The organism is Natronospira sp. (assembly GCF_007134575.1).
Classification (GTDB): domain Bacteria; phylum Pseudomonadota; class Gammaproteobacteria; order Natronospirales; family Natronospiraceae; genus Natronospira; species Natronospira elongata.
In genome coordinates, this window is sequence record NZ_SLKM01000271.1 from 1 (window position 1) to 12,800 (window position 12,800).

Genomic DNA, 12,800 nt, shown 5'->3' on the forward strand with positions numbered 1-12,800 from the left:
AGACAGCCATAGACCAGGGCCTGCATGAAGCCCGCATCGCGGGGCTCGAGCCCCTCCCGGGCCTGGACCATGTGCTCGGCCAGACTGCCGCGACCGGCCATGACCGTATCCACCAGCCGGGCGGCCCGAACCCTTGGGGAAGGTGAGCCGCTCACGCCGGGGCTCCCAGGCACTCGCCCGCGGCCACGCCCCGGTTGGCAAAGTCAGCGCCGCTGACCGCTTTCTTGCCGGGCAGTTGAACCCGGTTCAATTGCAACAGGCCGCTCCCGGTGGCGACGAGCACACCCTCCCGGCCCGCGGCGACAATCTCGCCGGGCCGGCCGCTGGCCTGACTGTCCGACTCGGTCAGAGCCTCGGCGGCATGGACCCGCAGGGCCTTGCCGCGCCACTGGGTCTGGGCCACCGGCCAGGGGTCGAAGGCGCGCACCTGGCGTTCAATCTCGATGGCCGGACGGTGCCAGTCGATATCGGCCTCGGCCTTGTCCAGCTTGCGGGCATAGCTCACCCCCGCCTCGGGCTGTGGCTCGGCGGTGAGCCTGCCGGCGGCGAGGGCGTCCACGCAGTCAACAATGTGCGCCCGGCCCAGGGCGGCGAGCCGATCATGCAGGCTGCCGCCGGTCTCATCGGCGGCCAGGGCGAGGGGATAGCGGGCCAGCACCGGCCCGGTATCCAGACCCTCGTCCATCTGCATGATGCTGATGCCGCTCTCCGGGTCGCCGGCCTCGATCGCCCGCTGAATGGGCGCTGCCCCGCGCCAGCGCGGCAGCAGCGAGGCATGGATGTTGATGCAGCCCAGGCGGGGCAGATCGAGCACGGGCCGGGGCAGGATCAGGCCGTAGGCGGTAACCACCATCAGATCCGGCGCCAGACCGGCCAGCACCTCGCGGGCCTCGGCATCCAGGCGCTGGGGTTGATGGACGGGGATGTCACGGGCGAGGGCGGCCTGCTTGACCGGCGAGGGGCGCGGCTGACGGCCACGGCCGGCGGGTCGGTCGGGCTGGGTATAGACGGCGACGAGCTGGTGCGGAGAATCGGCCAGCGCCTCCAGGGCGGGCACGGCGAACTCGGGGGTTCCGGCATAGACAATGCGCAACGGGCTGTCCGACTTCGTCATGCGGGCTTCCAATCAAAAGGGGGCTGAACGGGCCGCCGGCAGGGCCGGCGATCCCGATTGGCAGTGCGGGACGCGCGCCGCGAGGGGCGCGCGCCTCAGATAACCGGCTGGCTGGGCTTTTCCGGCTCGAGGCGACCGGCCTCGATGGCGCGGCGCTCCTTCTCCAGGCGCTTGCGCACCATGCGGCGCTTGAGCTCGGAGAGATAATCCACGAACAGCTTGCCGTTGAGGTGGTCAATCTCATGCTGGATGCAGACCGCCAGCAGGCCGTCGGTTTCCAGCTCGAAGGGCTCACCATCACGACCCAGGGCACGGACCTTGATCCACTCGGCGCGCTTGACCTCGGCGAAGATGCCGGGGACCGACAGACAGCCCTCCTCCATGATCTCCTCGCCGCGCTGCTCGATGATCTCCGGGTTGATGAAGACACGCGGCTCCGAACGGTCCTCGGAGACGTCGATGACCAACAACCGCTTCTGGACATTGACCTGGGTAGCGGCCAGACCGATGCCCGGGGCGTCGTACATGGTTTCCAGCATGTCGTCGGCGAGTTGGCGGATTTCGTCGTCCACCTTGTCCACCGGCTTGGCCTTCTTGCGCAGGCGCTGGTCCGGAAAACGCAGGATTGTCATCTTGGCCATGCTTGCTCCCGCTGCCCCATATCGGGCAGAAATCGTGCAATTCCAGTGAGATTGCTGCTAAAGTTGCTATTGTACTAGAAAGCCTGTGCGAAAACCGCATTGCAGGCCGTGTCAATAGGACAGACGCCTCTGCAGGGGGTTCCCAACCGTCCGCCCGGCAGACGCGAGCCATCAGAAGGGGAGCCAGACCCGATGTCCAAGGCATTTCAACCCGGCCGCACTTCGTCGGCAGCAATCCGGCCGCCCATCTGGGCCGCCCTCGTCCCCGCCCTGTTCCTGGCCGCCTGCGGCACCACGCCGGAGCCCGAACCGGCCGCCGAGGAACCGGAGGAGCAGGTTGCCGAGACCGCGCAGGAAGAAGAAATCCAGGAGCCGAGGGAGTTCGAGCCGGCCCAGCGGGCACCGCGGGAATACGTGGTGGAACGGGGCGACACCCTCTGGGATATCTCCAACATGTTCCTGCGCGATCCCTGGCTGTGGCCGGAGATCTGGCATATCAACCCGCAGATCCACAATCCTCACCTGATCTACCCCGGTGATGTGATCACCCTTTTCTATGTCGATGACCGCCCGCACATCGAGGTGCGCCGGGACGATGAGATCTACCTCACCACCCTGGACATCGAACGCCTGAGCCCCCGCATCCGCTACGAGGACCTGCCCCGCGCCGTGCCCTATGTGCCGGCCGACGCCATCCGGCCGCTGCTGCGCCGCCCGCAGGTACTCACCGATGACATGATGGACAATGCTCCCTATCTGCTGCGCTCGGCGGACGGCCGCCTGATGACCAGCGCCGGGGACAATATCTATGTCCGCAACTTCAATGACAGCGATGCCACTCGCTACACCATCCTGCGCCCGGGTCAGACCTATCGCGATCCGGACAGTGGCCGCGCCCTGGGCCAGGAGGCCATCTTCGTCGGAGAAGCGGAGTTTGTTCGCGGCGGCGACCCGGCCACCCTGTTCGTGACCCGGGCAGTGCGCGAGGCCCTTGAGGGGGACCGACTCTTCCCCATCGAGGATCGGGTCCTGCACCGGGACTTCTATCCCCGGGCGCCGGAAGCCGAAATCGAAGGCGTGATCGTCAGCGGCCTGGAAGAAGGCGACATGATCAGCCAACACGACACGGTGGTGCTCAACCGTGGCACGAATCACGGCCTCGAACCCGGGCATGTGCTGGATGTCTTCCAGCGGGGTGAAACGGTGCGTGACCGTGAGCAAGGCCTGTTCGGTGAGCGGGTCCGCCTGCCGGACGAGCGTATTGGCCTGGTGATGATCTACCGGGTGCATGACGAGGTGAGTTATGCCCTGGTCATGCAGGCCCAACGGGAAATCTCCGAAGGCGACCGCATCCTCAACCCGCGCCATCGCATTCGCACCCGGCAGATGCGGGAACCTCGCTGACGCTTGCGGCAGGGGCTTTGGACACATTGGGGGAATCTTCCAAGCAGACAGCGGCAGAAGATCTGGCGGCCTGGCTGGCGCTGGCGCGGGTCAGCGGGCTGAGCGCCAGTGTCCGCGAGCGTCTGCTGGCCCACTTCGGCAGTGTCCGTGAGTTGATCGAAACCCCGGCCGCTGAGCTGGCCGAGTTCGGCCTGGGCGACAAGGCCCGGGCCCAGCTCAGCGAACCCGACTGGGCGTCGGTGGAAGCCGACCTGCGCTGGCTGGAAGGCGAACACCATCACCTGCTGCGCGAAACCGACCCGGACTGGCCGCCGCTGCTCCGGGAGCTCAGCGACCCGCCGCCCCTGCTCTATTGCCATGGCGACCCCAGCCATCTGCGCGATCCGGCGCTGGCCATGGTGGGCAGCCGCAATCCCACCCGTGGCGGACGAGAGACCGCCGAGGCCTTTGCCGAAACCCTGACCGGCATGGGGCTGGTCATCGTCAGCGGCCTGGCCATGGGCGTGGACACCGCCGCCCACAGCGGCGCCCTGCGGGCCGGCGGGCCCACGGTGGCGGTGACCGGCTGCGGGCCGGATATCGTCTACCCCAAATCCAACGCCCAACTCGCTGACAGGATTGCCGAAAGTGGCTGCGTGGTCACCGAGTTCCCTCCCGGCGTCAAGCCCCAACGTAGCCATTTCCCCCGCAGAAACCGTATAATCGCGGGCCTTTCCCTGGGCACTCTGGTGGTGGAAGCGGCGCTTCGCAGCGGTTCGCTGATCACCGCCCGCCTGGCCGCCGAGCAGGGCCGGGAGGTCTTTGCGGTGCCGGGATCGATTCACAACCCACTGGCGCGCGGCTGTCACCGACTGATCCGTGCCGGGGCCAAGCTGGTGGAATCCACCGACGACATTTTCGAGGAGCTGCGGGGTCTGGGCCTGCTGGAACAGCAGGGCGCGAATTCAACTCAGACAACATCCGCGCCAGCACAAGCCGATCACTCCGAGAGCGATCCCGCCTACCAGACATTGCTGGCGGCGGTGGATTATTCCCCCACGCCGGTGGATGTAATCGTGGAACGCTCTGGATTGACCGCTGCCAGCGTATCCTCCATGCTCCTGATGCTAGAGCTGGAGGGTCGCGTCGAATCCGCCCCGGGTGGCCGCTACACGCGCAGGAGCTGACGACTAGCATGCGAACCAAGGAAAACGTGCTCGATGTCCTCATGTATCTCTTCGAGAATTACATGCATGAAGACATGGAGGAACAGGAGACCGACCAGGAAACCCTGTTTACCGAATTGCAGGAGGCCGGTTTCCCCGCGGGCGAGATTCACAAGGCCTTTCAGTGGCTGGAGGATCTGGCCGCCGACGGCGACAATCTGGACAGCCCGCCCGGCGCCACTCGCGCCACGCGGGTATTCAGCCCGGAAGAGAACAGCCGGATCTCGCCGGAGTGCCGGGGCTTTTTGATCTATGTGGAACAGATCGGCATTCTCGACCCGATCCAGCGGGAACGGGTCATTGATCGCATCATGGCGCTGGAATCAGCGGCCGTGGACCTGGACCAGGTGAAGTGGATTGTGTTGATGCTGCTGTTCAACCAGCCCGGCCAGGAAGAGGAATACGCCCGGATGGAGGACCTGGTCTTCGAAGAGACCCCGGGCCGTTTGCACTAAGAGAGGCGTAATGAGCAAAAACCTGGTCATCGTGGAATCGCCTGCCAAGGCCCGCACCATTGAGAAGTACCTGGGCAAGGACTTCAAGGTGCTGGCGTCCTACGGCCATGTCCGTGACCTGGTCCCCAAGGAAGGCGCGGTCAGCCCGGATCAGGACTTCGCCATGCGCTACGAGGTCATCGAGCGCAACAAGAAGCATGTGGATGCCATCGACAAGGCCCTGAAAAAGGCCGACGCCCTCTATCTGGCCCCTGACCCCGACCGGGAAGGGGAAGCCATCGCCTGGCATCTGCTGGAGCTGCTCAAGGAGCGGGGCTCCCTGGACGGCAAGCAGGTCCATCGGGTGGTCTTTCACGAAATCACCAAGGGCGCGATCAAGAACGCCATCGAGAACCCCCGCAGCATGTCCGGGGAGCTGGTCAACGCCCAGCAGGCCCGCCGCGCCCTGGATTATCTGGTGGGTTTCAATCTCTCGCCGCTGCTGTGGAAGAAGATTCAGCGCGGCCTGTCCGCCGGCCGGGTGCAGTCACCGGCCCTGCGCATGATTGTCGAGCGCGAGCGGGAAATCGAGGCCTTCGAGCCCCAGGAGTACTGGAGCATCGAGGCCGAGGCGGCCAAGGATGCCCAGGCATTTCAGGCCAAGCTCACCCGCTACCGGGGTGAGAAGGTGGAGCAGTTCAGCTTCACCAATGGCGATCAGGCCCACGAGGCCGAAGCCCATCTCAAGCAGTCCGCCAATGGTGAACTGCGGGTGGCCAAGGTGGAAAAGAAACAGCGCCGCCGCAATCCGGCGCCGCCCTTCACCACCTCCACCCTGCAGCAGGAAGCCTCGCGCAAGCTGGGCTTCGGCGCCCAGCGCACCATGCGCCTGGCCCAGAGCCTTTACGAGGGCATTGATCTGGGCGAAGGCGCGGTGGGTCTGATCACCTACATGCGGACCGACTCCGTGGCCCTGGCCACCGAAGCGGTGAACGAGATCCGCTCGGTCATCGACGAGCGCTATGGCAGCAACAATGTGCCGGATGCACCGCGCAGCTATCGAACCAAGTCCAAGAATGCCCAGGAGGCCCACGAGGCCATCCGCCCCACCTCCGCCGCCCGTCATCCCGATGCCCTCAAGGGCCGTCTGGACCACGATCAGTTCCGACTTTATGAACTGATCTGGAAGCGCACCGTGGCCTGTCAGATGGTCCCGGCCCTGTTCAATACCGTGGGCGTGGACCTGGCCTGTGGCGAGGGCAATCAGTTTCGCGCCACCGGCTCGCAACTGGTGGAGCCGGGCTTCATCGCCGTCTATCAGGAAGGCCGCGACGACGCCAAGGGCGATGACGACGCCGACAAGCTGCTGCCGCCCCTGGAAGAAGGGGAAATGGTCGCCCTCAAGCAGCTCATTACCGATCAGCATTTCACCGAGCCGCCGCCGCGCTTCACCGAAGCGAGCCTGGTCAAGGCGCTGGAAGAGTACGGCATCGGTCGCCCGTCTACTTATGCCTCCATCATCTCCACTCTGCAGAACCGGGAATACGTGGAGATGGACCGCAAGCGCTTCCAGCCCACCGATGTGGGTCGGGTGGTGAATGATTTCCTCACCAAGCATTTCACCCGCTATGTGGACTATGACTTCACTGCCCGCCTGGAAGACGAGCTGGATGCCGTCTCCCGGGGCGAGAAGGACTGGGTTCCGCTGATGCGAGAGTTCTGGACGCCGTTCCGGGAGCGGGTGGAAGACAAGGAAAAGACGGTGACCCGGGAAGAGGCGGTTCAGGCCCGTGAGCTTGGCACCGACCCCAAGAGCGGGCGGCCGGTCACGGTCCGCTTCGGCCGCTTCGGACCCTTCGTGCAGATCGGCACCAAGGACGATGAGGAAAAGCCCAAGTTTGCCGGCCTGCGTCCGGGCCAGAAGATGGACGAGATCGAGCTGGACGAGGCCCTGGCCCTGTTCAATCTGCCCCGGGACCTGGGCGAGACCCCGGACGGGGAGCCGGTCCAGGCCAATATCGGGCCCTATGGCCCCTATGTGAAGTTCGGCCGCAAGTTCGCTTCCCTGGGCGAGGACGACGATGTCTACACCATCGAGCTGCCCCGCGCGCTGGAGATCATCGAGGAAAAGAAGAAGGCCGACGCCAACCGCATCATTCAGGATTTCCCCGACGAGGGGATTCGGGTGCTCAATGGTCGCTTCGGGCCCTATATGACGGACGGCAACAAGAATGTCAGCGTGCCCAAGGACCGGGACCCCAAGGATCTGACCCTGCCGGAAATCCGGGAGATGATTGCCAACGCGCCGGAACGCAAGGGCCGCTTCGGCCGCCGCAAGAAGGCCGGCAAGAAGAGCGCGGCCAAGAAGGCAAGCAAGAAGGCCGCGAAGAAGAAGACCGGCAAGAAAAAGGCGGCAAAGAAAAAAGCCGCCAAGAAGAAAAAGAAGGCCGGCAAGAAGAAGTCCGCCGCCTCCTGACCCCCGGCCATGTCTTCCAAGCACGTCATGCCACCGGCCGACCGGACCCTGGCCGACCACCCAGGACTTGACGAGGCCGTCGAGCAGCTGCGGGCGGGCGGGGTCATCGCCTATCCCACCGAAGGCGTCTTCGGGGTGGGCTGCGACGCCCTGGATGAGGGCGCCGTGCTGCGGGTGCTGTCGCTGAAACAGCGGGAACGCCGCAAGGGCCTGATCGTGATCGGCTATTCCCTGCCCCAACTGGAGTCCCTGATCCGACCCCTGAGCCGTGAGCAGCGTCAGGCCCTGGAGGAAAGCTGGCCGGGGGCGGTGACCTGGATCGTGCCGGCCGCCGAGGACTGCCCCGAGTGGCTCACCGGGGGCCGCAGCAGCCTGGCGGTTCGGGTGCCGGATCATGATCTGGCCCGGGAGCTCTGCCGCCGCTTTCGTGGCCCCCTGGTGTCCACCAGCGCCAACCTGAGCGGAGACGTTGCCTGCCGAACTGCCGCCGCCGTGCGCCAGGCCTTCCCAAGCGGCCTGGATGCCATTCTGGATGCACCGGTGGGCGACTACAGCGGGCCCAGCGAAATCCGTGATCTTGCCAGCGGTCGGATACTGAGAGCCGGAGCCGAGAAACCATGAGCGAGGGCGTGGACAAGCAGGCGGTGAAGGATTACCTCACCGACCTCCATGACCGGATCACCGAGCGCCTTGAAATGCTGGACGGCGGCACCCGCTTCCGTCGCGATACCTGGGAACGGGAACAAGGGGGCGGCGGCGACAGCCGGGTGCTGAGCGATGGCGCCCTGTTCGAGCGGGGCGGGGTCAATTTCAGCCATGTGATGGGCGATGCCCTGCCCGCCACCGCCTCGGCCCGTCGGCCGGAACTCGCCGGGCGCAGCTTCGAGGCCATGGGGGTCTCGCTGGTCATGCACCCCCATAATCCCTATGTCCCCACCAGTCACATGAACGTGCGCTTCTTCGTGGCGGAAAAAGCCGGCGAGGCCCCGGTGTGGTGGTTTGGCGGGGGCTTCGACCTCACCCCCTACTATGGCTTCGACGAGGACTGCCGCCACTGGCATGAAACCGCCCACCAGGCCTGCGTCCATTTCGGCCCCGAGGTCTATGCCGACTACAAGCGCTGGTGTGACGAGTATTTCTTCCTCAAGCACCGCAATGAACCGCGCGGGATCGGCGGGCTGTTCTTCGATGACGTCAATCACTGGGACTTCCCCACCAGCTTCGCCTTCATGCGCTCGGTGGGCGACCACTACCTGCCTGCCTACGAGCCCATCGTCCAGCGCCGCCGCGACCACGACTACGGCGAACGCGAACGGGAGTTTCAACTCTACCGGCGCGGGCGCTACGTGGAATTCAACCTGGTCTATGACCGCGGCACCCTTTTCGGCCTGCAATCCGGCGGGCGCACCGAATCCATCCTCATGTCCCTGCCCCCCAGGGTCCGCTGGGAGTACGACTACCACCCCGAACCCGGCAGCCCCGAAGCCGAGCTTTACGAACGCTACCTGGTTGCCCGCGACTGGGTTTGAGGGATGGGCCTTCGGATGAGGGGGCCTGGTAATTCAAAGGCGGGCCTCGCGCAAAGGCGCTAAGACGCTAAGGAAAACCTTTTTGTTGTGGGTGGGGGTAATCTGCCGCAGGAGCGGCTTTAGCCGCGATTGGGGCTGCGGTGTGGCTGCTATCGCGGATGAATCCGCTCCTACGGGAAACGCCCCCAACAAAGCCAATGCCTTTCCTTTGCGTCTTAGCGCCTTTGCGCGAGGCCGCCCTTAAATTTCTCCGCAGCCTCGGCGCCCTCCGCCCGAGGCATGCCCTTGAACCAAGCCACCTCAGTCCCGTGCCACCTCACCCACTGTAAAACGCAGGCTGAAGTCATCCAGCGGTCTGCCGGCCAGGTCGGTGGCGAGGCCGTCATGGCGCAGGCGGAGGCGGAAGTGACCGGTCTCGCCCTGGAGGTCGCGAGGCAAGATCAGGCGGAAGCTGTGGGCATGCTGATCCAGGGGCTCCAGCCTGATGGCCTGCTGATCCAGCTTCATGGCTTCCACGCGGCCATCGGGGTGGATCCGTTCGAGCTGGATCTGCCCGGCATGCAAACGGCTGGCATCCAGGGAGGAGCTGGCCGAGAGCTGAATCCGGTCGGGGAAATGCTCCAGCCGGGTCCCGTTCAGGGGCCAGCTGGCTTGGAGTTGCGGGGCGGTGTTGGCAGCCTCAGGCGACGGCACCCGCCGGGCACGCAATTGGCGTGCGGTGTCGAGAAAGGCCTCGCGGGCAGCAACACGGGCCATGCCGGCCTCTGACAGGGGCGCGGCCGTCGGCTCTTCCAGCTCCTCCTCCGGGTCCAGCAGGATGGCGGCCAACTCGCTCACTTCATCGCCAATGCCCTCGGCAGCATCGATGCCAAAGGTATCGGCCAGTACCACCACGCCCCGGTCGCCCTGGCGTTCGAAGATCAGAAAACTGGTGAAGCCACCCACCACGCCATCGTGGAAAACCAGCGTCTCGCCATCCTCGTACCAGCTGTCGGCAAGGTTCCAGAGCGATCCGACCCGGAAGTTTCCGAAATCCACCAGAGACTGCTGTGCTTCCCACAGGGTGGCCAGATCCGGATCATCGGCGGCGCCAAGGTTGGTGTCGATAAAGGCGAGCATGTCGGACACCGAGGCGCGGACACCCCCCAGGCCGGCGACATTCTCGTGGAATTGCCAGGGCACGGTGGGATTGCCGTCATCGGTATGGCCCTGGATGAGATCACCGCTCAGGCTTGCGCTGCTCATGCCGGCGGGGCCGAAGATGACCTGATCCAGGAGATCGCCGAAATCGGTGTCCGACCGGTCGGTGGCGGCGACGGTCAGGAGCATGGTGGCGTAGTTGGAGTAACCGTATTCGCCCACCGGATTCTCAAGGATGTTGTCCTCATCGCTCAGGGTATCGATCAACGCTTCCGGGCTGATGTCCTTGTAGGGGTCGTCCCAATCGTTGACCGGCAGGGGTGGGACGGGAAAGCGGGCCAGGCCCGAGGTGTGCGTCAGGACATGGGCCAGATTGATTGCCACGCCCTGATTGTCGGGCATCTGGGCATCCGGACGCAGCCAGTCTTCCACCAGAGTGTCCACGGGCTGGTCCTGCTGGGCCATCACGGCCTGGGTGACAATGCCCAGCATGGGCTTGGTGATGGAACCAATCTGAAAGCGGGAATTCGCATCAACGGCCTGCCCGGTGGCCTCGTTGGTGCAGGCGGTACCGATCTCGATCGCTTCCGGCGTCACCACGCCCACGGCAAAACAGGGGTCGGCGGCATGCTGGCTGAACTTCTCCTGCAGGTAGGCCTGGATCAGGGCGTCGAAGCCCTCGGGGTCATCGTCATCCCCGTCATCCCCATTGCCATCATCGCCATCTCCATTATCTTCGCCGTTACCGTTGTCGGCGCCATTGCCGCTGTCATCATCGCCATTGCTGCCACTGTCCAGACAAGCAGTGACGCCCCCCAGGGCCAGCGACGCCAACAGCAACAGAATCCAAAGTCCCTTCACCCATCCCCGCTCTCGCCACCACATGGCCGACTCCTCCCTCGGTTTTCATCCAAAATAAGCGTCTAAGACACCCCCGAGCCGTGCCACCCCTTGAACGGGGCACCCTTAGTAGTTGCTCGCGCCAAGGGCGCGCAGAAAAGTCAAAGGCGATCTCGCGCAGAAGCGCGGAGGCGCAAAGAAAAGATGGGTTATGTTGTGGGGGGGGGGTATTCTTGCCCTGACACTTCGAGAGGAATAGTGACCAGTCGGATAGGGATGAATGTGCCATCCCGTCGTAGGAGCGGCTTTAGCCGCGATAGGGGGCAGATCGAAGCCACGATCGCGGATAAATCCGCTCCTACGGCAGATACCCCCCACCGCCAACAACTAAAAAGGTTTTCCTCTGCGCCTCCGCGCGAGAAAAGTTTTTCCTTCGCGCCCTTGGCGCGCTCTGCGCGAGGCCAGGTTTTTTGAGGCTTCCCCCACCCCCGCCTCATTCGGGCATTTGTTAAACTGCCCGCGCACTCGACACAGGAAACCGCGATGAACCAGCAGAGCATTGATTGCCTGGAGATGAGCACCGGCGAGGAGCCGGTGGGCAGTGTGATCTGGCTGCACGGCCTGGGCGCCGACGGCCATGACTTTGAACCCATGGTGCCCCAGTTGAATCTGGAGCGGGTGCTGCCCCTGCGCTTCATCTTCCCCCATGCGCCGGTGCGGCCGGTGACCCTGAACGGGGGCATGGCCATGCGGGCCTGGTATGACATTGTCAGCCTGGAACGCAACTCGCCCCAGGATTTGCAAGGCATCGAGCAATCGGCCGAGACGGTCAATCACCTCATTCGCCACGAGATCGACCGGGGCATCCCGGCGGAGAAGATCGTCATCGCCGGCTTCTCCCAGGGCGGGGCGGTGGCGCTGTTGGCGGCCCTGCGTTATCCGGAGCGCCTCGGCGGTCTGATCGCCCTGTCCACCTATCTGCCCCGGGCCGAGAAGCTGGAAGAGGAAGCCAGCGGGGCCAATCGGGATCTGCCCATCTTCATGGCCCACGGTGCCCAGGACCCGGTGGTCCAGCCAACCCTGGGTGAGGCCTCCTTCCGCCACCTGGAGCGCATGGGCTATCCCATCAAGTGGCGCACCTATCCCATGCCCCACGCGGTCTGCCCGCAAGAGATCGACCACATCCGGGCCTGGCTGCTCAACCTTTACGGCAAGAGCTGATGGCCGGGCGCTTCGCCGGGCAAGCGGTTCTGATCACCGGTGGCAACCGGGGTATTGGCCTGGCCTGCGCCCGTCGCTTTGCCAATGATGGAGCGCGGGTGGGTCTGCACTTCGCCCATGACGAGACCACCGCCCGGGCCGCCCTGGATAGCCTACCCGGCGAGGGTCATTGCCTGCTCAGGGCGTCACTGGATCAGGTAGAGGCTTGTCGATCATTGGTCACCGAGGCGGAGAATGATCTCGGCCCGGTGGATGTGCTGGTCAACAATGCCGGCATCTTCCGCCATCGGCCCGTGGCGGAGATGGACTTCGAGGACTGGCGGGCGATCTGGGAAGAGACTCTGGCGCTGAACCTGAGCGGCCCCGCCCATCTGAGTTTTCTGTTTGGACAGCGCATGGCCGAGCGCGGCCGTGGCCGGATCATCAACGTCTCTTCTCGCGGCGCCTTTCGCGGCGAACCCGAGGCCCCCGCCTATGGGGCCAGCAAGGCCGGACTCAATGCCCTGACCCAATCGCTGGCCCAGGCCCTGGGCGGGCGCGGCGTCAGCGTCGCGGCGGTGGCACCGGGCTTTGTGGAAACGGATATGACTCGTGAACTGCTGGATGGCCCGGAGGGTGATGGCATCCGCGCCCAGAGCCCCCTGGGGCGGGTGGCCACCCCCGAGGACGTGGCGGCGGCAGTCACCTGGCTGGCCTCGGAAGAGGCCGAGTTTGCCACCGGGACGATTATCGACGTGAATGGGGCTTCGCATTTGAGGCAGTGAGGGGGGCCTCGCGCAGAGAGCGCCAAGGGCGC

Annotated in this window: 11 protein-coding genes; 8 read left to right on the forward strand and 3 right to left on the reverse strand. The window is 65.1% G+C overall.

Annotation, left to right across the window (positions count from 1 at the left end; translation table 11 throughout):
- Nucleotides 1-151: 151 nt before the first annotated feature.
- Nucleotides 152-1,114: a methionyl-tRNA formyltransferase gene (gene fmt / locus ACJWXQ_RS10965; RefSeq protein ID WP_346052294.1), complete on the reverse strand. Its 963-nt coding sequence runs from the start codon at nt 1,112-1,114 to the stop codon at nt 152-154.
- Between the two features lie 95 nt (nt 1,115-1,209).
- A complete protein-coding gene (gene def / locus ACJWXQ_RS10970) occupies nt 1,210-1,755 on the reverse strand; it encodes a peptide deformylase (RefSeq protein WP_346052292.1) in 546 nt (181 codons plus the stop codon).
- A gap of 192 nt (nt 1,756-1,947) precedes the next feature.
- On the opposite strand from def, the gene ACJWXQ_RS10975 reads away from it, so the two are divergent.
- Genes ACJWXQ_RS10975 through hemF form a run of 6 tightly spaced genes read left to right on the forward strand, consistent with a single transcriptional unit; the run spans nt 1,948 to nt 8,803 of the window.
- Nucleotides 1,948-3,159, forward strand: coding sequence for a LysM peptidoglycan-binding domain-containing protein (locus ACJWXQ_RS10975; RefSeq protein WP_406672809.1), 1,212 nt, complete (start codon nt 1,948-1,950; stop codon nt 3,157-3,159).
- A 26-nt stretch (nt 3,160-3,185) separates the two neighbouring features.
- A complete protein-coding gene (gene dprA, locus ACJWXQ_RS10980) occupies nt 3,186-4,325 on the forward strand; it encodes a DNA-processing protein DprA (protein WP_346052288.1) in 1,140 nt (379 codons plus the stop codon).
- Between the two features lie 8 nt (nt 4,326-4,333).
- On the forward strand, nt 4,334-4,819 hold the full coding sequence (locus ACJWXQ_RS10985; RefSeq protein ID WP_346052287.1) for a DUF494 domain-containing protein: 486 nt from the start codon (nt 4,334-4,336) through the stop codon (nt 4,817-4,819).
- 10 nt (nt 4,820-4,829) lie between these two features.
- A complete protein-coding gene (locus ACJWXQ_RS10990) occupies nt 4,830-7,274 on the forward strand; it encodes a DNA topoisomerase I (protein ID WP_406672810.1) in 2,445 nt (814 codons plus the stop codon).
- A 27-nt stretch (nt 7,275-7,301) separates the two neighbouring features.
- Nucleotides 7,302-7,895, forward strand: coding sequence for an L-threonylcarbamoyladenylate synthase (locus ACJWXQ_RS10995; RefSeq protein WP_406672814.1), 594 nt, complete (start codon nt 7,302-7,304; stop codon nt 7,893-7,895).
- Complete coding sequence (gene hemF, locus ACJWXQ_RS11000; RefSeq protein ID WP_406672811.1) at nt 7,892-8,803, forward strand: oxygen-dependent coproporphyrinogen oxidase; 912 nt, start codon at nt 7,892-7,894, stop codon at nt 8,801-8,803. The genes ACJWXQ_RS10995 and hemF overlap by 4 nt, the downstream gene beginning before the upstream one ends.
- 300 nt (nt 8,804-9,103) lie before the next feature.
- On the opposite strand, the gene ACJWXQ_RS11005 is transcribed toward hemF, so the two are convergent.
- A complete protein-coding gene (locus tag ACJWXQ_RS11005) occupies nt 9,104-10,828 on the reverse strand; it encodes a serine hydrolase domain-containing protein (protein ID WP_406672812.1) in 1,725 nt (574 codons plus the stop codon).
- 498 nt (nt 10,829-11,326) lie between these two features.
- Between ACJWXQ_RS11005 and ACJWXQ_RS11010 the strand changes: the two genes are divergently transcribed.
- The gene (locus tag ACJWXQ_RS11010; RefSeq protein ID WP_346052277.1) at nt 11,327-12,004 is read left to right on the forward strand and encodes an alpha/beta fold hydrolase; all 678 of its coding nucleotides are present in this window, start codon (nt 11,327-11,329) and stop codon (nt 12,002-12,004) included.
- Entirely contained in the window at nt 12,004-12,768 is a 765-nt protein-coding gene (locus ACJWXQ_RS11015) for an SDR family NAD(P)-dependent oxidoreductase (protein ID WP_406672813.1), read from the forward strand. Before ACJWXQ_RS11010 ends, ACJWXQ_RS11015 begins: the two co-directional genes overlap by 1 nt.
- Nucleotides 12,769-12,800 lie beyond the last annotated feature (32 nt).